We start from the raw sequence: 22439 nt of genomic DNA, 5'->3' as shown, positions 1-22439 counted from the left end.
CATGATCCGCGCGACTGAAGTCAAAGGCCAATACAACTGGACAGAGGCGGCGGTGGACACCGTCGTCCTCGACTTCGACGATCGTCATCGTCGCCGCATGGCGATGACGGGGACGCGCGGACTGGAATTCCTGCTCGATCTCGAAAACGCCGTCGCCCTGCGGGGCGGCGACGCCCTGGTGCTGGAAGACGGTCGTCTCATTGAGGTGGTCGCAGCACCGGAGCCGCTGATCGAAATCCGCGGCACCGATCCCGGCCATCTGGTGCGGCTCGCCTGGCATCTCGGCAACCGCCACCTGCCGACGCAGATCATGGCCAAAGGTCTGCGCATCCGCAGCGACCATGTCATCGAGGAGATGGTGAAGGGCCTCGGCGCGCGGGTGATCGAGATCGAGGCGCCGTTCGATCCCGAAGGCGGCGCCTATGCCGCTGCGCATGAGCCGGCGGGTCATGGACACCATGACCACGATCATCACGATCATGGCCATGGTCACGTCCATCATGGTCACGACCATCATGGGCATGATCACCATGGCCACGATCACAGCAAGCATGACCATGGTCATCAAGCGCATGGTCATGCCGAGCATGTCCATGACGAGCATTGCGGTCACGATCATCATCATGATCACGACAGCAAGCACGACCATCACGGTCACTCTCATGCTCATGACCACAAATAGACCGGCGGACAATGGCCGGCAGAATGACCCTCCCGCTTTGTCTGCCGACGAAGGCGCCGCGCTGTATCGGCTGATGACCTGGCTGTCACCGGCCTTTCCGGTCGGTGCGTTCTCCTATTCCAGCGGGATTGAATGGGCCGTCGAAGCCGGTGACATCAACGATGCCGCCACGTTGCAGGACTGGCTGTCGGCGATGCTGTCGGATGGCGCGGGCTTTTGCGATGGCGTGTTTCTCGCGCATGTTCATCGGGCAGTATCTGATGGCGATGACAAGGTGCTCCGCGATGTCGCCGAACTTGCGAGTGCGTTCGTGCCGTCGAAGGAACGTCAGCTCGAAACGACCACGCAGGGCAGGGCCTTCATCGAGATCGCGCGCAATGCCTGGTCGCATGAGGGCATGGAGCGGTTGATCGCGGTGTGTGACAGTCCGATCGTCTATCCTGTTGCCGTCGGGCTTGTGAGTGCCGCGCATGGTGTGCCGCTCTCGGCGACCATGCATGGTTTCTTTCACGCCGTGGTCTCGAACTGGATTTCCGCGGGTGCGCGCCTTGTGCCGCTCGGCCAGACCGACAGCCAGCGCGTGCTCGCAGCGCTGGAGCCAGTGGTCGTGACCACAGGCCATCGCGCCATGGCGGCCTCGCTCGACGATCTCGGCGGCGCGGCGTTCCGCTCCGATATCGCCAGCATGCGTCACGAGACGCAATATACGCGGCTGTTCAGGTCATGACGGCTCTAACCCAGATCTCGCACCGGACCCCTCATGGTCGCCTGAACGCAATCGCGTTCAGGCTGGAGGAGCGTGCCGTTTGGCGCGCGTCCCGAACCATGAGTTGCTTGGCGCATCCTTCGAGACGCGGCGTAGCCGCCGCTCCTCGGGATGAGGGCCGTCGCTTTATCCTCAACCGAAAGTACCCCTGACATGTCCAGTTTTCACGGTCCGCTCCGCGTCGGCATTGGCGGTCCCGTCGGCTCCGGCAAGACCGCGCTGATGGACCTGCTCTGCAAGACCATGCGCGAGCGCTACGACATCGCGGCGATCACCAATGACATCTATACCAAGTGGGATGCCGAATATCTGGTGCGTTCGGGTTCGCTGACGGCAGATCGCATTACTGGCGTCGAGACCGGGGGCTGCCCGCATACCGCGATCCGCGAGGACGCCTCGATGAACCTGGCAGCGGTCGCCGACATGCGCGTGAAGTTTCCCGATCTCGACATGGTACTGATCGAATCCGGCGGCGACAATCTCGCGGCGACCTTCTCGCCCGAACTGGCTGATATCACCATCTATGTCATTGACGTTGCGGCCGGCGACAAGATCCCGTCCAAGGGCGGCCCGGGCATCACGCGATCGGATCTGCTGGTGATCAACAAGATCGATCTGGCACCCTATGTCGGGGCCTCGCTGGAGAAGATGGATATCGACGCCAAGCGGATGCGCGGTGTGAGGCCTTTCGTGATGACCAACATGAAGACCCAGGACGGTCTGGATCGGATTATCTCATTCATCGAGACGAAGGGTGGGCTCAAGGCGAAATGAGCTCCGGACTTTCGGGTTTGAGACCTGAGTCTTGGACTTGAGCCTTTCATATCTCGTTGGCTATAACGGCGAACCGCTCGGCATCCCGACGGGGTATTGCGCCGTAAGTCATTTCGTTAAGCCTGTTTGCCTAGGTTTGGCCGGTCCAAAGTTATTTCCAGAAGGCTGGAACCAATTCCCTCCAGCGTGATTGGCCTATTCCCGAGCCGCTGAACCGGCAGCAACGTCTCCTATTCCGAGTAACCGCGTGGTCCGGCTTGGTTTCATCATCGCACTATTGGCACTGGTCGGAGTTCTGCTCTCCGGCCTCGCGGCCTATCGCGTGCATGACCAGGAGCTGGCGATCGAAAACATCGCGCTCGGGCGTGCCGTGGATATCCATGCGAGCCTGGTGCAGGAGCGTCTGACCGAGCGCGAATTGCTGGCCCGGGTCGCTGCGGGGCTGTTTCGTGCGCCGACGGTCATGAAGGCCAATATGCTGCAGCCGCTGCGGGCCTCGATCTACGCCTTCAAGACCGATTTCGCTATCGCTGGCTGGATCGCCCGCCTGCGGCCGAATGAATTACCGGCCGCCAGCGCGGAGCTGGCCAGTGCCGGCTACCGCAATCCCACGATCCGCAACTACAACGACGATCGTCTCGATCCCAGGGCGCTGGAACAGCCGCTGGACGTACTGATGGATGTGGAACCGCGCAATTCCGTCACCGAAGGCTTGGCCGGTCGCGTCCTGAATTTCTCTCCCGTCACAGGTCCCACGCTGGCTCGCGCCGTGAACGAGGGCAAACCGGTCGCCTCCAGCCCTGCGCCGCTGCTGCAGCCCGATGGACCGTTGGGATTGGTACTGGTGACGCCAGTCGTGCCCGAAGGCGATCCCGCGCCGGCCGGCTTCGTGTCGTTTTCCTATGAACTCGGGCCGCTGATGCTGGCCAATGACGAGATGTCCTTGTTCTCGGTGGCGCTGAAAGATCCGCGCGTCGCTGATGGCGAAATCGTCGCCGACGAGGAGGGCAGGGTGACAGCGCGCCCGCTGGTGGCGAATGGTCCGGCGCTGGCAGTCCTGCGCACGGTTTCGTTCGGCGGGCGTGACTGGTCGCTGGGCTATTATCCGAAGATCAATACCGAGCTGCGCGCGCGGCGCATCGCGATCATCGTCGGCGGAGTCGGCCTCGCGCTGACGGCCATCGTTTGCGGGTTGTTCGGCTATGTCTCCTACGCCAATCTACGGCTGCGGCGCGAGGTCGAGATCCGCATCGGCTTCGAACGCCGTCTGACCGCCGTCATTGACGAGCTCAATCATCGCGTGAAGAACATCCTGGCGGTGATCCAGTCCATCGTGACGCGTACGCTGCGTCATGGCTCCGACGTGGACAGCGCGCGTGATCTCCTGATCGGCCGTATTCACGCGATGTCGAATGTGGTGTCGCTGCTGAGCGAGAGCCAGTGGCAGGGCGTTCAGCTCAAGGGGCTGTTCGAGGCGCGCGCAATCCCGCATGCCGACCGTATCGCTGCGACGGGGCCCGATATCGTGGTCAGCGCGCGCGCGGCGCAGAGCCTTTCATTGCTGTTCTTCGAGCTCGCCTCGCATTCCGACGAAGGCCTGTCGCTGGTCGGCAAGCACCCGCATATCGTTGCGCATTGGGAGATTACGGGCGCGGCGCCGGACGGGCAGTTCAATTTCCGCTGGGAAGAGTTCAACACCAGCGAGGCAACGCGGCGGCCGGACAGCGATTTCGGTCTGGTGCTGCTCGATCGCGTGGCGCCGGAAGCGCTGGGTGGTACCGCGAAGCGTTACTTCACCGATGTGTCCTATGTCTACGAACTGACGGCGCCGGTGGAGACGGTGATCGACATGACCGAGCGCGACCGGACAGAGGCGCTGGCGAAGCCGATCAAGTAATTGATCCCCTCGGCGGATCGAAGCGGTTCCCTTGCCAGGTTACGGTGAGAGGAGACTGTGCCACGTCGTGGATCATGGTGCAGCTTCCATTCAGCCAACAAAAAAGCCGGCGTTTCCGCCGGCTTTCGTAGTCGTCGTATCCGCTGCGCCTGTTAGTGCGCAGCTTCCAGAGCTGCAGCTTCGGCCTTGGCGATGGTGCCCTTGACCGCGGTCTGCACCTTCTCGAAGGCACGGACCTCGATCTGGCGGACGCGTTCGCGCGAGACGCCGAACTCGGAGGCGAGATCTTCCAGCGTCATCGGTTCATCGGCGAGGCGACGGGCCTCGAAGATGCGCCGTTCGCGCGGGTTGAGTACACCGATGGCGCCGTTCAGCGCCTGACGGCGATGATCGAACTCCTCGTGCTCCGCCATGATGGTTTCCTGGTTGGGCGAGTTGTCGACCAGCCAGTCCTGCCATTCGCCGGCTTCGCCGTCGTCACGGATCGGTGCGTTGAGCGACGCGTCGCCACCGAGGCGGCGGTTCATGTCGATCACGTCCTGTTCCGTCACGCCGAGGCGCGTGGCGATGATCTTGACCTGGTCGGGACGCAAATCGCCTTCGTCCAGGGCGGAAATCTTGCTCTTCGCCTTGCGCAGGTTGAAGAACAGCTTCTTCTGGTTCGCGGTGGTGCCCATCTTCACGAGCGACCACGAACGCAGGATGTACTCTTGAATCGACGCCTTGATCCACCACATGGCGTAGGTGGCCAGGCGGAAGCCTTTTTCCGGCTCGAAGCGCTTTACGGCCTGCATCAGACCGACGTTGCCTTCCGAGACAACTTCGGAGATCGGCAGACCGTAGCCGCGATAGCCCATGGCGATCTTGGCGACGAGCCGCAGATGGCTGGTCACAAGGTGATGTGCCGCGTCGCGATCATCGTGCTCGCGCCAGCGCTTGGCGAACATATATTCCTGCTGAGGTTCCAGCATCGGAAACTTGCGGATCTCGGCAAGGTAATGCGAGAGGCCGGATTCTCCATTGAGAACCGGAAGGGTAGCTGTACGGGCCATTATGATGCCCTCCAGTGGTTCAGACCCCCGATAGCGGCGGGTCAGGCAGCGAGCGCTTTGTTAAAGCCGCCCTGGCTGCGATGTTCCGCGTCTCATCTGACGCAGGTGCAACATACACCCTACTACAAGCGTATTGAAAGTGAATTCGCTGTCACGTTCCCGTGCGGCCAATATAAGCCTTTGTAAAAGCTCTGTTTTTTATATGCATCTGCGTCATTCTGGCACGGCCATATGGGCGCGCAAAACTGCCAGATCGTGAGGAAGCTCGCTGGTCCACTCCAGAATCTCGCCTGTGCGAGGGTGCTCCAGCGCCAGCAAATAAGCGTGAAGCGCCTGCCGGTCGAGCGCTTCCAGCGCCGCGCGGCTCTTTACGCCCAGCGACGACGCCTTGGTCTTGAAATGCGAGCCGTAGACCGAATCCCCCATCAGCGGATGCTGGATATGCGCCAGATGCACGCGAATCTGGTGCGTCCGCCCCGTCTCGAGCTGGCAGGCCAGCAGCGAGGCGATCGGCTTGCCGTGGCGATCGGGGAATTCCTGCAGCACTTCCCAGTGGGTCACCGCATCGCGGCCACCTTCACGGACCGCCATCTTCTCGCGGGCATGGGGATGCCGGTCGATCGGCGCCTCCACGGTGCCGCGCGGGCGGTTCGGAATGCCCCAGGCAAAGGCCATATAGCCGCGCCGCATCTCGTTGGTGCGGCCGTGATCGGCGAACTGCGCTGTCAGGGATTGATGCGCGGCGTCGTTCTTGGCCACCACCATCAGGCCGGTGGTATCCTTGTCCAGCCGGTGCACAATACCCGGCCGCTTCACGCCGCCAATCCCCGACAGAGACGCGCCGCAATGGGCGATCAGCGCATTCACCAGCGTGCCGGTCTCGTGGCCGGCCGCGGGATGCACGACGAGGCCCTTGGGCTTGTTGATGACGATGATGTCCTCGTCCTCGAACACGATATCGAGGGCGATATCCTCGCCTTCGGGCTCCGGCGCGATGGCCGGCGGCACGTCGATTGTGATCGTATCGCCGGCAGCGACATGATAAGCGGGGTCGCGCACGGGGGTGGGCTCTTGCGGGGAACGGGTGATCGTCACCTGTCCGGCAAGGATCAGTGCCTTCAGCCGCGACCGCGACAGAGCCGGGCTGCGCACGGCGAGCACGCGATCGAGCCGGGTGGAGCCTTCATCGCCCTGCACCGTGACATCCAGCCGTTGATCGTTCATTCCGTAGAGCCTTTTGTTAAAGAAGCGGCTTGCCTACAAGAAGCGCCTTGCTTCGAGAGCCTTGAATTAAGAGACGAGTGTTTGCATGACCCAGCCCGCCGCCGATAGCGCGCCCGAACCGACCCTTGAACAGGCCGCCATGATCGCGCGCGTCCGCCGCATGATGCTGATCGCGGGCCTGACCACCGCTCTCGGCGTCGGCGCGCTGCTCGTTGTGATCGGCTACCGCCTTTTCCGCACGGATGGAAGCACTGTGACGTCCACGACGACCGCGACCTTGCCGAAAGGCGCAAAAATCCTCTCTACGGGGGTGGCCGGGGACCGTATCGTGATGACACTGGACGTCGGCGGCAGCACGGAAATCCGCACTTTCGACGCCAAGAGCCTGAAACCCGCGGGTACGCTGAAATTCGCCAGCGAGCCCTGAGCTTCGCCTGCGACCCCCTGGCTAGCTCGGAAACCATAACGATGATGAGGTTCAGGGCTGCCAGCACCTTGCAGCCGCCGCCATTCCCGGCTATCCCCTCCCGCGCACGCTCCGTTCGTCTAACGGTTAGGACATGGCCCTCTCAAGGCTAAAATAAGGGTTCGATTCCCTTACGGAGCGCCATAATTTTACAAAAAATAGAATGAAATCAAAGACTTAGATTGTGTTCGATTCCCATTTTCGGGTAGTCGTCCTACACGTCAGCGCGCAAAGCCTCTCTAGTGTAGTCGCATCGATCAATAATCGCATATTAGCAATGCGGGGAAATAGACGCTGCTCGAAGCCATCAACTTCAAGAGTTCGCCGACTGTAAAGAAACATGAATTTCTTATACAGTTCGCCGGCTGAGTTCGAATGGCAGCTTCTGGTGCATTGCGGACATTGAGGGCCAGCTCCCACCTATTGGTTTTTTCCCGGCGTGGTTCGCAGCGGGCACGTACGGTCGGAATCATTTTCTGTCGATCTCGGTCGTCACGGGCGTCCTTCCGCATGTGCTGAAGCACGTCTTCAACCAGCGCCGTCCGGACAGGCTCACGGCAATTGGCCATATCTAGGTGTCCCGATTTCGGGCCGCGCGAATGATGGGTTTCCTTCGGGGCATGCGATGCATATGGGCGCTCTTGCGAGCGCGGCATCGTCGTTCGATAGACCTTATCGAGAATTCACCTGGACAGCGTCGGTCGGTGTTTCGCTGACGAGGATCTATGTGCTGGCTCACTGGACGAGCGACGTCGTAGCAGGCTTCGCGAGCGGCTTTTTGATCGGAGCCTGCAGGTCATGCGCTGTGAGCGGGCTGAAGATATTCCAACGGGAAAGATCGCATTTGCGGGGAGTTTCTTTTCCTCTCACAGAGGATTGCAGATGACCACGAACGACAGGCTTCTTGCACGCCCATCGGTGACCCGAAGAGATGTCGTGGGCGTCGCGAGCTTGAGCATCGCAGCGACTGCCTCTGCCGCACCCGTACTCGCGCAAGAAACCCGTCCATGGCTCGGCAAGGAATTTCTATTCGACCGCGTCTGACGCCGATTGTATTCCTTTGCAGCGAAAATAACGCAACAGATTATCTTTTCGGAAAAGCTATATTGACACGGGTCTAAGATCGGGGGACGCAAATCTGCGCGCTTCTAGATGGGCGCCATCGATGAGCCTTCCATCAAAAATGAGGCATGGACAGTCGCCTGCTATACGCAGATGCTTTTCGCCTGCCTGCCTATAAGTCCTGGAGAATAGCTGTGCTGATCCATTCTTACCCGCGCCGTTCGCTGCTAGCTGCCGTGGCCGTGGTTGCGACCTTAGCCGTGCCTGCCATAGCTTCAGCACAGGATGGCCCGGTCCGCGTTGGCTTGCTAGCTCCCTTGACCGGCACAGGTGGTCCTTACGGGCAGGAGGAAGAGCAGGCTGCTCGCGCGGCGGTAAAAATTATCAATGATGCTGGCGGCGTGCTCGGCCGCAAGCTCGAGCTTCTCGTGGCCGACGACGAAACCCAGCCGACCGCAGGAGTTGCCGCTACGCGAAAGCTGATCGATATCGACAAGGTCGTCTCCATCGGCGGCGTGTGGAGCAGCGCCGTGGCGCTGGCGATCAAGCCGATTACGTTGGAAAAGAATGTGCTGCTCACCGTCAACGGCTCGGCGGACGAGATCACCGACGGCGATAACAAGAATCTGGTCTGGCGTTTCCAGACTAATGGCAAGAGCTGGGGCGAAGGCTTTGCCAAGGCCATGATCAAGGACGGCATCAAGAGCGCCTCGATCCTGGTGCTGCAGACGCCGTTCACCCAGAGCACCATCGCGCCGTTCCGCAAGGCGTTCACCGATGCCGGCGGCAAGGTGCTGGATGAAGTCTCGTTCAACGCCGGCCAGCCCTCCTATCGCACCGAAGTCGAGCGCATTTTTGCGAAGAAGCCCGAGGCGGTGTTCGTCGCGGCTTACATCAACGAGCTTGGCGCCATCGTGAAGGAAGCCTTCCGCTCGGGTTACGAGAGCAAGGTCTATGCATTCGGCAATGCGACCGGTCCGCAATTCGTCAAGAATGTCGGCGCCAATGTCGCCGAGGGCATTGTCTGGACCCAGCAGGTGCCAGTCGGAAAGTCGGCTGCCTATAGCCGTTATCTGAAGGAGATCGGCAGGCCGGAAGGCACCATCATGACCTTCGGTGCGCAGGTGTTCGACCAGATCGTGCTCACTGCGCTGGCCATCGAAAAGGCCAAGAGCACGGATGCCACCAAGTTCGGTCCCGAATTTGCAGCGCTGGTGAACGCCGATGCACCGTCGCTCGGTGATCCCGCCGAGGCCCTGAAGGCGCTGCGTGAAGGCAAGCCGTTCCGCTACGCTGGCGCGGCGTCGGACTTCAAGTTCGCGAAGAATGGCGACCAGACCAATCTCAGCTATGGCCACTTCGTCATCAAGTCCGGCGAGAGCAAGCTGCTCGGCGAGATCCGCTGAGGCAATGCTCGAGGCGAACGATGTCAGTGTGGTCTATGAAGGCGGCTTCACAGCGCTTGCCGGCGCATCGGTGACGCTTGCCGCAGGCGCCGTTACGGGCCTGATCGGCCCGAACGGTGCCGGAAAGTCCACATTGTTCGGCGTGCTGGCTGGCGCCGTGCGCCCAGTGAAGGGCGAGGTGCGTCTGGCCGGGGAGGCCGTGACCCGTCACGGCCCGGTCTGGCGTGCGCGCCGTGGTCTCGCGCGCACGTTCCAGCTGTCGCGCGAACTGGCCAGCCTCTCCGTGCTCGAAAACGTTCTCGTCGCCAAGCCCGCGATGTCCGGCGAGCGACTACTGTCGCTCGTCTTCGCCCGCGGTGCTGCACGCCGTGAGGAGGATGCCGCCTTTGAGAAGGCGCGCGCTCTGCTTCAACGTGTCGATCTCTGGAAGCTCGCCGATGCGCCGGCCGGCGCGCTGTCAGGCGGGCAGAAGAAGCTGCTCGAAATCTGCCGGGCCTTGATGCTCGATCCGCGCATCGTGCTGATGGACGAGCCGAGCGCCGGCGTGAACCCGACGCGGATCGGCGAGATCGTCGAATTCGTCAAAGCGCTGCGGCAGGAGGGCACGACCTTCGGCCTCGTCGAGCACAATATGGGGATGGTCCGCGCTCTGTGCGATCATGTCTATGTCCTCGCCGAAGGGCGCGTGCTGACCGAAGGCAGCTTCGAACATGTTATTGCGGATGCGCAGGTTGCCTCCGCCTATCTGGGCACGCAGCCATGACATCGCTGGCGTCCGGACTGGAATTGCGCGACGTGGTCGCGGGCTATGGCGGTCAGCCGATCCTGCATGGTGTCAGCCTCAAGGTGGCGGCAGGCGAGACGCTGGTGGTGGTCGGCCCGAACGGCTCCGGCAAATCCACGCTGATGAAGACCGTCGTCGGGCTAATCAAGCCGATGTCCGGCACCGTGCAACTGGGCGATGCCGATGTGTCCGCGCTCGGCGCCCCCGCGCGAGCCGCGCGTGGTCTCGCTTACGTGCCGCAGGAAGCCAATGTGTTTCGCAACATGACCGTGCTGGAGAACCTGCAGGTCGGGCATGAATTCGTTGCGGCGCCCAAGGGGCCAACCTTTGCCGGGCGGCTCGACGCTGTGCTCGATCTGTTTCCCGAAATTCGCGCCAAGCTGCGCACGGCCGCGGGTCATCTCAGCGGCGGCCAGCGGCAGATGGTGGCAATGGCCGCGGCCTTGATGCCGAATCCATCGGTGCTGGCGCTCGACGAGCCGTCGGCGGGGCTGTCGCCGCGCAATGCCGAATTGCTGTTCGAGATCATCGGACGTGTCGCCGCCTCCGGCGTCACCATGCTGATCGTCGAACAGAACACGCGCCTCGGTCTCGGCGCTGCCGATCGTGGAGTCGTGCTGGTCAGCGGCCATGTGCGCCTTGCCGCACCTGCCGCGACGGTGCTGGCCGATCCCGAAATCCGCAGCCTTTATCTCGGAGGCGCGTGATGGGTCAGCTTCTCATCAATGGCCTCGTCACCGGCTTGTTGCTGGCTTTGCCGGCGCTGGCACTGTCGCTGACCTTCAGCGTGCTGCGCTTCGCCAACTATGCCATCGGCTCCTACATCACTTGCGGCGCCTATCTCGTTTATGTCGGCAATGTGCTGCTCGGCTGGCCGCTTTGGCTCGCGGCAAGCGTCGGCGCGATCCTGTTCGCGGTCATCGCCGTCGGCATCGACTGGCTCGCCTTCCGCCCGCTGCGCAATCGCTCCGGCGTGACGCTGCTCGTGGCCTCCATGGGCGTCGCCATCGCGCTGGAGAACGTGATCCGCTTCTTCGCCGGCAATTCGCCGCGCGCCTATGACGTAGCCGTCGCGCGACCGATCCGCTTTGGCGACATCCGTCTCAATCACGAGCAGCTCACCATATTGATGACGGTCGTTACGGCGCTTGCCGTGGTCTGGATCGTGTTCCGCTTCACGCGGCTCGGGCGCATAATGCGCGCGGTCGCCGACAATCCCGATCTCGCCGCCGTGCGCGGCATCTCGCGTGGGCGCGTGGTTGCCTGCGTCTGGCTGATTTCGGGCACGCTGGCGTCGTTGTCCGGCGTGCTGGTCGGGCTCGATGCCAATGTCGAGCCGCAGATGGGCTGGACTTATCTGTTGCCGGTGTTCACCGCCGCCATTCTTGGCGGCATCGCCAATCCGATGGCGGCGGTTGCCGGCGCGCTCACGCTCGGTATCGCGGAGGAACTGGCGACACTGGTGATGCCGGTACACTACCGGATGATCGTCACCTTCCTGGTGATGGTGGCGCTGCTGCTGCTTCGCCCCTGGGGCCTGTTCGGAACGCGGTGGGTGACGAAATGACGGTCTATCTCATCGCAACGCTCACGCTGGTTGCCATCGCTGCGCTGGCCGGTCTCGCGTTGAATCTGCAATGGGGCATGGGCGGGCTGGTGAATTTCGGCCTGTTCGGCCTCTACATGCTAGGTGCTTACATTGCGGGACTGCTCACAGTTCAAGGCGTGCCGCCGCTGCTTGCGCTTGCTGCTGCGATGATCGGCGTCGCTGCGCTGAGTGCGGTGAGTGCGCTGATCTCGGTGCGGCTGTCGGAAGACTATCTGGCCATCGTTACGCTCGGCTTTGCCGAATGTCTGCGCCTCGTCATCAGCTATGAAGGCTGGTTGACCAAGGGTATGCTCGGCGTGGCCGGCATCGAGCGGCCGTTCCAGAACCAGTGGCCGCGCGGGTTCGGCGATATCGGCTTCCTCGTGCTGGCGCAGCTTGCGGTGGTCGTCGTCTATGCCGTGCTGCAGGGCCTCGCACGCTCGCCATTCGGCCGCCTTGTGCGCGCCACGCGCGACGATCCCGGCGTTGTCGAGGCGCTCGGCAAATCGGTGCTGTCGGTCCGCGTTCGTGTCTTCGCATTGGGCGGCGCCATTCTCGGCATCGCCGGCAGCCTGCATGCGTTTTATTACACCTATATCGATCCGACCCAGTTCGGTCCGATCATCACGGCCTACGCTTTCATGGCGGTCGTGGTCGGCGGTCGCGGCAGCAATCGCGGTGTGCTCGTCGCCGCCTTCACGCTGATCTTCCTGCTCGAAGGCAGCCGCTTCCTGATCGATCTCGTGCCCGGTCTCGGCGCGTCGGAACTTGCCGCGATCCGGCTGTTCCTTGTCGGCGTGGGGCTGGTTGTTCTACTGATCTTCAAACCCGACGGTTTTGGCCGCGAGCCGCGCTCGGCGCTCGCAAACAAAATCAACTGATCCCAGGAGTTTCCCATGGCCCGCGTCACCCTCAAGCGCCGCGACGATCTGCCCGACCATCTCAAGCCGCTGTGGGATCGTATGACCACCTATGGCCCGTTCGCAGAACAGGCCGGTGCGATGGCCCAACGGCTGCCGATTTTTGAGCACATGTGGCGCCTGCTCACAGAATTGTCCGACGAAGGCGTGTTGAAGAAGCGCTATCTCGAACTCGGCATTGTCGCGACCTCGCTGGTCAATCAGTGCGAGTTCTGCGTCGCCCAGCATTCGCCCAAGCTGGCAGTGGAAGGCATCACGCCGGACGGCGCCGCCAATCTGCTCGACTGGGAGAAGCATCCGGAACTGGACGAGGTCGATCGTCTGGTCGTGGAATATGCCATCGCGGTTACATCGAACTGGAGCCGCATCCGCGATGCCATGTTCGAGCGTCTGCGCGCGCATTTCAGCGAACCGCAGATCGTAGAGCTGACTTGGCGCATCGCGCTATGCGGCGCGTTCAATCGCTTCAACGACGTGCTGCAGGTGGAAGTGGACGTGTGACCTAATTCTGCTGTCCAGCGTCGAGGACCGGCGAGCGAAATCATAGGGATGATCGAGCGTCAGGTTGGCGGTGATGCCGAAGCCATATGTCTGGTAACTTGCGCCATCGCCGAAACGAACGCGTTGGCATTGGGACGCTGCACGCCGTGGGTAATCAGCTAGCTCAGTATGAGTTCGCCGTTTACATGAGTGAGATTAACCCGGCGCCAACGCCAAGCTGCGGCTTGGGAAACGAAATGGGCTCGCTCTTACGTCTGTTCTTTTCAGTATTTCCGAGATGACCGGCAAAACCGGCAATGGGTGCATTCAATGCTGCGCCGATAAATAGCGGTGAATCAGGACTAGCCGAGATAAAGAATATCCACGATTGGTCTGCCTCGCATGTCAGGGCACGAGTAGCATAGTGAGATCATTTCCCGAAAACGGCGGTCGAGTTCGATTTTGCAAAACACCCGATCGTCAGGCCAATTTTCTCAACGCTTCGTCATCTCTGGAATAATCGCGCAAAGTTTTTCGATGCATTGACACCCGCCGCGCGCTCCGTCTTCAACAAATCATCGATTACCGTTTCGTTTGATTGAGGGAAGACATGTCGTTGGGTTTGATATCACGTCGTCGCATCCTGGCTCTCGGCGGCGCTGCCGCCCTCGCGAGTTCATCGGCCTTCGCGCAGAGCGAGCGCGTCGCGAAAATTGGTCTGGTGCAATCGACCACCGGCGGATCGGCGGCGCTCTACGGTACGGAACAAAAGCAGGCCATTGAACTGGCCTTTGACGAATTGAACGCAAGCAAGACGCTGAACGGCATCCGGCTGCATGCGCTGCATTCCGACGATGGCGCTGATCGCGGCCAGACCGTCAACATCTTCCAGCGGCTGATCCGGCAGGACAAGGTCGTCGCCATTCTCGGGCCGACGCTGTCGAACTCCGCCTTCGCCGCCGATCCGCTGGCGCAGCAGGCCGGCATTCCCGTGATCGCCAGCTCCAACACCGCGCCGGGCGTGACCAAGATCGGCGATTTCATCTTCCGCACCAGCGTGCCCGAAGATCAGGTGTTTCCGACGGTGCTGGGCTATGCCGTGAAAAAGCACGGCATCAAGCGCGTCGCGCTGATCTACGGGCTGGACGACGCGCTGACCCGCGGCGCGCACGACGTGCAGAAGAAGGCGGTGGCCGATCTCAAGCTCGAGCCGGTCGGCATCGAAAGCTACCAGCGCGGCGATGTGGATTTCTCGGCGCAGCTCACCAAAATCCGCGCGCAGAATCCGGACGCCGTCATTCTTGGCACGCTGGCCGAAGAGGCCGCCGCCATCCTGCGCCAGGCCAGGCAGCTCGGGATCGACAGCAAGATCGTGTTCATCGGCTGCAACGCCAACATTTCCGCAAAACTGTTCGAACTGGCAGGCCCCGCCGCCAATGGCATCATTGTCGGCGCAACCTGGTTCTCCGGCTACGACAGCCCGCGCAGCAAGGCCTTTGTAGCAGCCTACCAGAAGCGCTATGGCTCGACGCCAGATATCTATGCCGCGCAGGGCTACGACGCCGCCTATCTGATCGCCGAAGCGATCCGCCGCGCCGACAGCGTCACCGACGGAAAGTTGATCCGCGCCAAGCTGGCGGAGATCACCGGTTTCGACGGCGTGCTGGGCAAGTTCGGCTGGACCGCGGATCGCGACATCACCGCCCAGCCTAAGGTGCTGATCGGCGACGGCAACAGCAAGACCTTCGTCGCCGCGCCGGGCGCTTGAGGTCGGCATGCTGTTACAACAACTGGTAAACGGCCTCTCGCTCGGGGCCGTTTACGCCGTATTTGCGATCGGCTTCACGCTGGTGTTCGGCGTCATGAACGTGCTCAACCTGGCGCAGGGTGCCGTCTTCATGTGGGGCGCCTATGTCGGGCTCGAAGTGGTCGGGCGGCTCGCACTGCCGTTGCCGCTGGCGATCCTCGCTGCGGCGGTCGCGGCAGGCTTGCTCGGCGTGTTGAGCGAGCTGATCGTGTTTCGCCCGTTGCAGCGGCGCGGCGCGCATCGCTGGATGGGCATTTTCGGCAGCCTGGCGCTGGCGCGCATCCTGATCGGCCTGGCGCAGGAAGTGTTCGGCACCCAGGTGGTGCGCTATCCCGACAACGCGCTGGTCGGCGCCTCGCTGGACCTGTTTGGCGCGCGATTGCAGCTTCTTCAGATCGTCTCGATCGGGTCGGCTCTGGCGATGGTGCTGGCGCTGGCGCTGCTGCTGCGGCTGACCAATCTCGGCCGCGCCATTCGCACCATCGCGTTCAGCGAGACCGTCGGGCGGCTGGTCGGCATCCCCGTCGACCGCGTGCGGATCGCGACGTTCTTCGTGTCGGGCGCGCTGGCCGGCGGCGCCGGCGTGCTGTGGTCGCTGCTGTTCCAGTCGGTGTCGCCGTTCATGGGCGACAGTATTCTGCTGAAGGGCCTGACGGTGCTGATCCTCGGCGGGCTCGGCAATGTCGCGGGCGCCTTGGTCGGCGGCCTGCTGCTCGGCCTCGTCGAGGTCGGCTCTATCGTCGCGGTCGGCTCGGGCTATCGCGACGCGGTGGGTTTTGGACTCGTGCTGCTGATCCTGATCGGCAGGCCCACCGGCCTGTTCGCCACACAGGAAACCAAGCGGGCATGATCGATCTCTTCGAAGCCTATCACAACGTCATCGATCTCTGCCTGCTGAACTCGGCGCTGGCTTTTGGCTGCTTCCTGCTGCTCGGCGTCAACCTGTTCTCGCTGGCCACCGGCGGGCTGATGGCGCTGGGCGCCTATCTGTCGATCTGGCTGACAATGCAGCAGGGCTGGGCGTTCGCTCCGGCGCTGGTGGCATCGTTGGTGATCGGGTCTATCGCGGCCTTCGCGCTGGGCTCGCTGGTGCTGCGGCTGCGCGGTGACTATTTCACCATGGCGACGCTGGCTTTCACCGAGGTGGTGCGCGTCATCGCATTGAACTGGGATGCGGCCACCGGCGGTGCGCTGGGCGTGTTCGGCATTCCGAAGTTGACCGAGACGTGGCAGCTCGCGCTGCTGCTGGTGGTGGTGGTGTACTTTGCTTGGGCCGTCCGGCGGTCGCGGATCGGCGAGCGGATGCGCGCGGTGGCATCCGACGAATTGGCCGTCACCACGGCTGGCTATGACGTGGCGCAATTCAAGCTGGCGATCTTCACGGTGTCCGGTGCGATTGCGGGGCTGGGCGGCGCACTGGCGGCGCATCTCAACATGTTCGTCGCGCCCGGCGATTTCGGATTCTTGCGCAGCGTCGACACCGCCATCGCGCCAGTGCTCGGTGGCGCCTGGAACGTGCTCGGCCCGGTGATCGGCGCCACCATCATCACGGTGCTGCCGGAAGTGCTGCGGTTCTCGGCGCAGATGCGCGAGATCCTGGTGGGGGCGGCAATGCTGATCGCCGTGCTGTACCTGCCGACCGGCGTGGCCTCGCTGCCCACCATCCTGCGGCGGAGGCTGGCATGAGCGCGCTGCTGGAATTGCAAGACGTCACACGGCATTTCGGCGGCGTCGCGGCGCTGAACGGCGTCTCGCTGTCGGTGCCGGCCGGCGCCATTGTCGGGCTGATCGGCCCCAACGGCTCCGGCAAGACCACGCTGATGAACGTCATCAGCGGTGTCGATGCGCCGACCTCGGGCGCCATCCTGCTCGATGGCACGGCGGTGCAGGGCAAGCCGGCGAACCGGCTGGCGCGGCTCGGCGTCGCGCGCACCTTCCAGCATATCCGCCTGATCCCGGATCTGACGGGGCTGCAGAACGTCGTGCTGGCGCTGCATGCGCCGACCGCAGGCCCGCTCGATATCCTGCTGCGATTGCCGCGGCTGCGCCGCGTCGAGGCCGAAGGCGACGCCCGCGCAATCGCTCTGCTGGAGCAGGTGGGGGCCGGCCGGCATGCCAGGACTCTGGCCGGCGACCTGTCCTATGGCGACCGCCGTCGTATCGAAATCGCGCGCGCGCTGGCGCTCCAGCCACGGCTGCTGTTGCTCGACGAGCCTGCCGCAGGAATGACTCATCAGGAGCGCAACGCGTTGCGTGACCTGATTGCATCGTTGCCGGGGCAGGGGATCACCGTGGTGCTGGTCGAACACGACATGGATCTGGTCATGGGCGTCTGCGACGAGATCCATGTGCTCAATCTCGGCCGTCCCATCGCTTCCGGAAAACCTGCAGCGGTACGCGCCGATCCGAAAGTGATCGAAGCCTATCTGGGAGTCGATGATGCTTGAGATCAACGGACTCGCTGCGGGCTATGGCGGCCCCGATGTGCTGCATGACGTGTCGCTGCGCGTCAACGCCAACGAGATCGTCGCGGTGGTCGGCGCCAACGGCGCCGGCAAGACGACGCTGCTCAATACGATTGCCGGGCTGCTGCGCCCGTCCGCTGGCACGATCCGGCTGAGCGGCAGTACTATCGGCGGACTGGCGCCGGAGCGCATCGTGCGGGCCGGGCTGTCGCTGGTGCCGGAGGGGCGGCAGGTGATCGCGCCGCTCAGCGTCGAGGAGAATCTGCAGGTTGGCGCCTACGGTCGCAAGGGCAGTGCCGCCGACACGCTGGCGGCGATCTACGATCGCTTTCCGCGCCTGAAGGAACGACGCCGCCAGCCGGCCGGGCTGCTGTCCGGCGGCGAACAGCAGATGCTGGCGATCGGCCGCGCCATGATGGCGGGACCCTCCGTGCTGCTGCTGGATGAGCCGTCGATGGGGCTGGCGCCGCTGATCGTGTCGGAAATCTTTGCGCTGCTGGGCGATCTCAACGGGCAGGGCATGGCGATCCTGCTGGTCGAGCAGAACGCCCGCAAGGCGCTGGCGCTGGCCGCGCGCGGCTACGTGCTGGAAGGCGGCCGTATCGTGCTGGAGGGACCGTCGTCGGAACTGTCGAATTCTCCGGCCATCGTCGATGCCTATCTCGGCATGGCTACGCCGGCCTGACAACTATGAGTGCGCTGCGACGTGCGTCGGCAATAGTGAAGTAGGAATGACTCAATCAGACGATAGCGCGGAAGCGCCGACACATCGCGAAACCGACGTCCTGGTTATCGGGGCGGGCGGCGCGGGTATGGCGGCTGTAGCGGCCCGCTTTCCCTTCATCATCAGGAGTATGCGATGACCTATGTCGTCGGAGCCCACCCGCAAAACCTCTCGCTGTCGATTCTGGCACGGCGGCCGCAGGCCGTAGCGTCCTTGCGCGAGAAGGGGCTGCAATTCTTCGTCTATGCCGCGGGGGCGCAAACCATTCCGCTGATCAAGGCCGGCGTGCTGCATCTGGCCGGCACCGGCGCCACGCCGCCGATTCTCGCCAAGGCGGAAGGGCTTTCGGCCGCCGTATTCGGGATGTCCGGTTCGCGCCCGGAGCGCGGTGGCTTGCTGGTGCGTGCCGACAGCGGCATTAGCGATCTGCGCGGTCTGATTGGCAAAGGCATCGGGTTGATGCCGATCTCCTGGCATACCCAGTTTGTCGCCACCGAACTCAACGCCGCCGGTCTCGCCTGGCGCGACGTGCGCGCCGCGGAAATCCTGCCGATCACGGCAAAGGACGCCTTCATCGATGGCCTGCTTCCCGCCATCGTCGCGACCGATCCGCTTTATTCGCAGATCGCCAGCCGCGTCGAGACGCGCGTGCTGGCGTCGCCGGGCACGATCTTTTCCAACCGCTCTGTCTACTGGGGCCTCAGCGAACTGGTACAGGATCGCAATGGCCCGGTGCGCTGGCTGCTCGACGCGCTGATCGACTCCGACCGCGCCGTCGCCGCCGATCCGCAGCAAGCCGCAGCGCTGCTCGACGGGCTGAACGGCAACACCGCGGCGCAATGGCTGCCGGCTTTGACGTCGCGCCCTTGGGGTGTCGAGGCGCCGGACGATGCGTTCCTGCACGAGCAGCAGCAGCACGCCGACATATTCACCCGCTTCGGCCTGATCCCGCGCGCGATTGATGTCACCGATACCGTCGATTCCCGCCACTTCGCGATTGCCTGACCGGCCCATCTGCAAACAACGAGGTTCATCATGGAAGTTCTTTGGTATTTGACCGGCCCCGATGGTCGCTATCCCTGGCGGGCGGACGGCGCGCGAAAACTCAGCTACCCGTATTTCCAGCAACTGGCGCGCGCGGTCGACCATCTCGGCTTCACCGGCGCGCTGTTGGCGACAGGCTCGCACGACGCCTGGGTGCAGGGCGCCTCGCTGATCCCCTTCACCGACAACTTCCAGCATCTGGTCGCGGCGCATCCGCCGCTGCTGTCGCCGACACTGCTAGCCAAAATGATCACGACCTTCGATCAGTTCTCGAAAGGTCGGCTTCGCGTCAACATCGTTAATGGCGATGCCAAACTGATGGCGCAGAACGGCGTGCACCTCAGTCATGACGAACGCTATGCCTACACCGACGAATATCTGACGGTGCTGACCGGGCTGCTGCGCGGCGAGACCGTCAATTTCAAGGGCCGCCACATCCATGTAGTCGATGCCGGGCTACCGCTACCGCCGTATCAGCGCCGCGTGCCACTGTGGTTCGGCGGCTCGTCGCCGGCGGCGCATGAAGTCGCGGCCAAACATATCGACACCTATCTGTCGTGGGGCGAAACGCCCTCGCAGGCCGAGACCAAGATCCGCGAAGTAAAACATCTCGCTGCGCGCCACGGCCGCGCCGACAAGATCAGTTTCGGTATCCGGCTCTACGTCATTGTGCGTGAGACCGAGGCGGAGGCGTGGGCTGCCGCGCAGGATCTGTACGACCACATGGACGATGCCGCGATCGCCGGCGCGCAGGCCTACGTCGCGAATATCGACTCGGTGGGCCAACAGCGGATGTCGGCGCTGCACGGTGGACGTAAGCCAAAGGATCTACGTGAACTGGAAATCGAACCTAATCTCTGGGCCGGCATAGGCCTCGTCAGGCACGGGCCGGGCACCGCGCTGATCGGCAGCGCCGACCAGGTCGTCAAACGCATTCAGGATTATCGCGACGCTGGCATCGAGGTGCTGATCGTCTCCGGGATGCCGCTGCTGGAAGAGGCGTACCGATTTTCTGAACTGGTTCTGCCCCGTCTGCCGGTAGATCGCGTCGCTGATGATGACGGCGTCACCTCGGCCTGGACGAAGGATCGTGACGCCGCCTGGCAGAAAAAGCTTTGACGGCCTTCGACTGAACATATCGAACGTCTTCGCGCGCAGATCTGAACTCCTTGGTGTCCGAGCACGATGCCGCCAACACCAACACGGGTTTAGATTGATTGAGCGCGCGGTCTTGTTTGTGTAATGGCGACACCAGAGATCGCAAGCGGTCCACCGACTATCAATTTGGGGGCTACACGGTCGCCGAGGAACAGCACGCTCGAAATCAGAGCGAATACCGGAGCTGGCCGGGCATGTCACCGTTCGGGATCTGCGCAGCTTGGCTGGAGCCTCACGCTCATGAAGCGGATGTAATTTCGAAAAATGCCCTCAGCTCGGCGACAAGAGCTGCGGGCTGTTCCTCGGGGATATAGTGACCACTATCCCGGATGACGCCGCCTCGAATATTTTCAGCCAAGGGTCGCATAGCTTCGAAAATTCCCGGTGCACTACCGGCATCGCCTCCCAGCGCCAGCACAGGCACAGCTATTTTCTTTTGAAACAAGCCGCGATTGTAATCCATGTCGCGGATGACGGCGCGATAATAACCCAGCATTCCGCGCAGGCCACCCAACGAGCTATAGACGCGAACATATTCGTCGATGTCATCCTTCGAGAAGGTTGCGATCGCGTTTGCGGTCTTCTTGTTGAAGAACCATTCGATGAGAATACGCTCGCGGTCCCGCAAGAGCGCCTCGGGCAGATCGTCGACCATGTTAAAGAGAAAGTGCCAGCTCTTCCAGTAGTCCGGATCAGCGACATCGATGGAAGGCTTCAACGTGACGCCGGGAATATTGGCGTCGAGATACACGACGCCGTCCAGTTCGCTCGCAAATTCGTGCGCATAAGGATATCCGATCCAGGATCCGATATCGTGCCCGACGAAATAATGGCGTCCAACACCTATGGTCTTGAGGAAGCTGTTGATTCGTTTCGCCGCTGTCGCTGTGTCGTAGCCATCCAGCGGCTTGTCGCTATCGCCCTGGCCCGGAAGGTCGAGCGCGATCACGTCATAGGCATCGGTGAGCAGAGGAATGACGCGCCGCCATGCGTAGACGCTTTGCGGAAAGCCGGCGATCAAAACGACGGTAGGTCCCTTGCCACCGCGGATATAATGAAAACGAATACCGTCCGATTTCGTCAGCTTCTGCTGAAGGGGGCGGCCGGTATGATCCAGATAGACAGCCATTGTTCTGTTCTCTGTCGTTTCGCTTCGGAAAGTAAGTAAAAGCGCTGCGCTTCAGTGGCAATGCCGATTCATGTAACTGGGTCTTTGGCAACACGGTGCGAGATCGCCCTGCGCGCCTTCCACGAATTGCACGCCCGGGATGGTTGTTTGCGCAACCTGCGTTGCCGGACTGACGTCCAATCACATCGCGGGCGCAATTTCATCGTGGCCAACATTGATGCGCATGGCCTCTTTGAGGCTGTCGGAGAAATGGTAATCATATGGATGAATCCTGGAACGCATATGCCTAACTTGATCGCAGTTCCAATTCATCCCCGAAGCGGATACCCAATTTCGATGCCATCGCTTGGGTAATGCAAACGGACCGCTTGAGCGATCTGGCAATCTTCTGAACGGACAAGCCTCGCTCGGCCAATCCCTTTAGCTTGTGTTTCTCCACAGCCGTCCATTCGCGATAGCCTATTTGTCGCATACTGAACGTGATGGCCGAAGTCGGGCCGCGCCGCCGCTGGGTTCGAATATTGTCATTGTCGATGCTCAAGCAGCTGCTCCCAATATTTTCAGGCCGTCGTTTTTCTCCGCGCCTTCAGTCGCTCCTTTGTGTAACGACAAGCATCGACTCTCGGTCAGAGAACAAGATTTTTGAAGTCCAAAGATTGACGATCGAGAGTTCAATCATTCTCCTCGACGCAAGTTCGATGAAGAAAAGCCTGCGCTGAGCAATCTCAAACGCGGGGCAATGGTATTCCCAAGGTGCGAAGCCGAAGATTTCGGCGACGGCTGGTACATCGTCGGCGGCCGTGGATCGCGGCGCATGTTGACCTGCCAAAAGGCGTTCCTGCTTGTGAAAGAGAAAGCTTCTGCTATCGGCCGTGTTGGCGGCGCGATTGTCCTTGGTATCGTGTGCAATTCGAAATTGACGATTGATCGCGGTGGCGTCGATATATCGCGATGTCAAAGAAAACGCCGTTCGTCAGGCAATACATTGCAGATCGATATCAAGCAGGGGGA

At 62.2% G+C, this 22439-nt stretch carries 25 protein-coding genes and 1 tRNA gene; 21 read left to right on the top strand and 5 right to left on the bottom strand.

Going from position 1 to position 22439, the window contains the following annotated elements:
* Nucleotide 1: 1 nt before the first annotated feature.
* The 4 genes from AC1RLZ_RS14165 to AC1RLZ_RS14150 all read left to right on the top strand — a co-directional run bounded on the left by AC1RLZ_RS14165 (nt 2) and on the right by AC1RLZ_RS14150 (nt 4119).
* Nucleotides 2-682: an urease accessory protein UreE gene (locus AC1RLZ_RS14165; RefSeq protein WP_493189094.1), complete on the top strand. Its 681-nt coding sequence runs from the start codon at nt 2-4 to the stop codon at nt 680-682.
* On the top strand, nt 663-1409 hold the full coding sequence (locus AC1RLZ_RS14160) for an urease accessory protein UreF (protein ID WP_493189138.1): 747 nt from the start codon (nt 663-665) through the stop codon (nt 1407-1409). Before AC1RLZ_RS14165 ends, AC1RLZ_RS14160 begins: the two co-directional genes overlap by 20 nt.
* A gap of 192 nt (nt 1410-1601) precedes the next feature.
* A complete protein-coding gene (gene ureG, locus AC1RLZ_RS14155; protein WP_493189093.1) occupies nt 1602-2222 on the top strand; it encodes an urease accessory protein UreG in 621 nt (206 codons plus the stop codon).
* A 247-nt stretch (nt 2223-2469) separates the two neighbouring features.
* A complete protein-coding gene (locus AC1RLZ_RS14150) occupies nt 2470-4119 on the top strand; it encodes a CHASE domain-containing protein (protein ID WP_493189092.1) in 1650 nt (549 codons plus the stop codon).
* A gap of 152 nt (nt 4120-4271) precedes the next feature.
* Here the strand turns inward: AC1RLZ_RS14150 and rpoH are convergent, their stop codons facing one another.
* Together rpoH and AC1RLZ_RS14140 are read right to left on the bottom strand one after the other, a co-directional pair.
* Entirely contained in the window at nt 4272-5171 is a 900-nt protein-coding gene (rpoH, locus tag AC1RLZ_RS14145; protein WP_068733951.1) for an RNA polymerase sigma factor RpoH, read from the bottom strand.
* Nucleotides 5172-5384: 213 nt separating this feature from the next.
* On the bottom strand, nt 5385-6395 hold the full coding sequence (locus AC1RLZ_RS14140) for an RluA family pseudouridine synthase (protein WP_493189091.1): 1011 nt from the start codon (nt 6393-6395) through the stop codon (nt 5385-5387).
* An 85-nt stretch (nt 6396-6480) separates the two neighbouring features.
* Between AC1RLZ_RS14140 and AC1RLZ_RS14135 the strand changes: the two genes are divergently transcribed.
* The 17 genes from AC1RLZ_RS14135 (at nt 6481) to AC1RLZ_RS14055 (ending at nt 20260) form a co-directional block, all read left to right on the top strand.
* Nucleotides 6481-6822 carry a hypothetical protein gene (locus AC1RLZ_RS14135; protein WP_371422293.1) on the top strand — a complete coding sequence of 114 codons (342 nt, stop codon included), beginning with the start codon at nt 6481-6483 and terminating at the stop codon, nt 6820-6822.
* Nucleotides 6823-6930: 108 nt separating this feature from the next.
* A tRNA-Glu gene (locus AC1RLZ_RS14130) sits at nt 6931-7005 on the top strand.
* A 295-nt stretch (nt 7006-7300) separates the two neighbouring features.
* Complete coding sequence (locus tag AC1RLZ_RS14125; protein WP_439086171.1) at nt 7301-7747, top strand: phosphatase PAP2 family protein; 447 nt, start codon at nt 7301-7303, stop codon at nt 7745-7747.
* Nucleotides 7744-7905, top strand: a complete 162-nt coding sequence (locus AC1RLZ_RS14120; RefSeq protein ID WP_439086170.1) for a hypothetical protein — start codon at nt 7744-7746, stop codon at nt 7903-7905. The genes AC1RLZ_RS14125 and AC1RLZ_RS14120 overlap by 4 nt, the downstream gene beginning before the upstream one ends.
* 212 nt (nt 7906-8117) lie before the next feature.
* A complete protein-coding gene (locus tag AC1RLZ_RS14115; protein WP_439062436.1) occupies nt 8118-9329 on the top strand; it encodes an ABC transporter substrate-binding protein in 1212 nt (403 codons plus the stop codon).
* Nucleotides 9330-9333: 4 nt separating this feature from the next.
* The gene (locus tag AC1RLZ_RS14110) at nt 9334-10092 is read left to right on the top strand and encodes an ABC transporter ATP-binding protein (protein ID WP_439062437.1); all 759 of its coding nucleotides are present in this window, start codon (nt 9334-9336) and stop codon (nt 10090-10092) included.
* On the top strand, nt 10089-10820 hold the full coding sequence (locus tag AC1RLZ_RS14105; protein WP_439062438.1) for an ABC transporter ATP-binding protein: 732 nt from the start codon (nt 10089-10091) through the stop codon (nt 10818-10820). The genes AC1RLZ_RS14110 and AC1RLZ_RS14105 overlap by 4 nt, the downstream gene beginning before the upstream one ends.
* Nucleotides 10820-11680 (top strand): branched-chain amino acid ABC transporter permease, encoded by an 861-nt coding sequence (locus AC1RLZ_RS14100; protein ID WP_439062439.1) that lies wholly within the window; start codon nt 10820-10822, stop codon nt 11678-11680. Before AC1RLZ_RS14105 ends, AC1RLZ_RS14100 begins: the two co-directional genes overlap by 1 nt.
* Complete coding sequence (locus tag AC1RLZ_RS14095; RefSeq protein WP_493189090.1) at nt 11677-12582, top strand: branched-chain amino acid ABC transporter permease; 906 nt, start codon at nt 11677-11679, stop codon at nt 12580-12582. Before AC1RLZ_RS14100 ends, AC1RLZ_RS14095 begins: the two co-directional genes overlap by 4 nt.
* Before the next feature lie 15 nt (nt 12583-12597).
* Nucleotides 12598-13122 carry a carboxymuconolactone decarboxylase family protein gene (locus AC1RLZ_RS14090; protein ID WP_439086169.1) on the top strand — a complete coding sequence of 175 codons (525 nt, stop codon included), beginning with the start codon at nt 12598-12600 and terminating at the stop codon, nt 13120-13122.
* 589 nt (nt 13123-13711) lie between these two features.
* Entirely contained in the window at nt 13712-14869 is a 1158-nt protein-coding gene (locus tag AC1RLZ_RS14085) for an ABC transporter substrate-binding protein (protein ID WP_439062442.1), read from the top strand.
* Between the two features lie 7 nt (nt 14870-14876).
* Complete coding sequence (locus tag AC1RLZ_RS14080) at nt 14877-15758, top strand: branched-chain amino acid ABC transporter permease (RefSeq protein ID WP_493189089.1); 882 nt, start codon at nt 14877-14879, stop codon at nt 15756-15758.
* Nucleotides 15755-16594, top strand: coding sequence for a branched-chain amino acid ABC transporter permease (locus AC1RLZ_RS14075; protein WP_439086167.1), 840 nt, complete (start codon nt 15755-15757; stop codon nt 16592-16594). The genes AC1RLZ_RS14080 and AC1RLZ_RS14075 overlap by 4 nt, the downstream gene beginning before the upstream one ends.
* Nucleotides 16591-17355: an ABC transporter ATP-binding protein gene (locus AC1RLZ_RS14070; protein WP_439062445.1), complete on the top strand. Its 765-nt coding sequence runs from the start codon at nt 16591-16593 to the stop codon at nt 17353-17355. The genes AC1RLZ_RS14075 and AC1RLZ_RS14070 overlap by 4 nt, the downstream gene beginning before the upstream one ends.
* A complete protein-coding gene (locus AC1RLZ_RS14065) occupies nt 17348-18058 on the top strand; it encodes an ABC transporter ATP-binding protein (RefSeq protein ID WP_439062446.1) in 711 nt (236 codons plus the stop codon). The genes AC1RLZ_RS14070 and AC1RLZ_RS14065 overlap by 8 nt, the downstream gene beginning before the upstream one ends.
* Nucleotides 18059-18232: 174 nt before the next feature.
* Nucleotides 18233-19102 (top strand): ABC transporter substrate-binding protein, encoded by an 870-nt coding sequence (locus AC1RLZ_RS14060; RefSeq protein WP_439062447.1) that lies wholly within the window; start codon nt 18233-18235, stop codon nt 19100-19102.
* A 30-nt stretch (nt 19103-19132) separates the two neighbouring features.
* Complete coding sequence (locus tag AC1RLZ_RS14055) at nt 19133-20260, top strand: LLM class flavin-dependent oxidoreductase (protein ID WP_493189088.1); 1128 nt, start codon at nt 19133-19135, stop codon at nt 20258-20260.
* A 277-nt stretch (nt 20261-20537) separates the two neighbouring features.
* Here the strand turns inward: AC1RLZ_RS14055 and AC1RLZ_RS14050 are convergent, their stop codons facing one another.
* The 3 genes from AC1RLZ_RS14050 to AC1RLZ_RS14040 form a co-directional block, all read right to left on the bottom strand.
* Complete coding sequence (locus tag AC1RLZ_RS14050) at nt 20538-21428, bottom strand: alpha/beta fold hydrolase (protein WP_439086165.1); 891 nt, start codon at nt 21426-21428, stop codon at nt 20538-20540.
* 286 nt (nt 21429-21714) lie between these two features.
* Nucleotides 21715-21969 carry a hypothetical protein gene (locus AC1RLZ_RS14045; RefSeq protein ID WP_439062450.1) on the bottom strand — a complete coding sequence of 85 codons (255 nt, stop codon included), beginning with the start codon at nt 21967-21969 and terminating at the stop codon, nt 21715-21717.
* A 45-nt stretch (nt 21970-22014) separates the two neighbouring features.
* The gene (locus AC1RLZ_RS14040) at nt 22015-22386 is read right to left on the bottom strand and encodes a hypothetical protein (protein ID WP_439062451.1); all 372 of its coding nucleotides are present in this window, start codon (nt 22384-22386) and stop codon (nt 22015-22017) included.
* Between the last annotated feature and the right edge of the window lie 53 nt (nt 22387-22439).

The sequence above is a fragment of the Tardiphaga sp. GW822-FHT04G09 genome, from assembly GCF_058800725.1.
This window is presented reverse-complemented; position numbering and strand designations above follow the sequence as displayed.